The organism is Olsenella uli, assembly GCF_016899935.1.
In the GTDB taxonomy this organism is placed as follows: domain Bacteria; phylum Actinomycetota; class Coriobacteriia; order Coriobacteriales; family Atopobiaceae; genus Thermophilibacter; species Thermophilibacter uli_B.
Genome location: NZ_JACJJK010000058.1, coordinates 1 through 263, shown reverse-complemented (window position 1 = coordinate 263; position 263 = coordinate 1). Strand labels below are relative to the sequence as shown.

Below are 263 nucleotides of genomic sequence, written 5' to 3'. Positions count from 1 at the left end.
GTGCCTTTGTTGGCAGAGCAGTTTAAGGGCGTGTTTGATGAGCTGTATAATCAGAAGGATTTTGTACAGAAGGTTGTTTTGGAGGAGGAAACCGGTTTTTTAAGAACATTAGAAAAAGGTCTGAATTTAATAAACGAGCATATAGCGTCGGTAGAAGTTGTTAAAGGAATCGACGTTGACCCATCGTCACTTATTATACAGGGGGGGATAGCTTTCGAGTTAGCTGATACTTACGGTTTTCCTATCGACTTAACCGAATTGAT

General features: G+C 40.3%; 1 protein-coding gene. It reads left to right on the top strand.

Translation table 11 applies throughout. The annotated features are described in order from the left end of the window. Positions 1-263 (top strand): alanine--tRNA ligase-related protein (locus H6A07_RS09845; protein ID WP_204814740.1); only part of this gene is annotated, 263 nt, incomplete at both ends.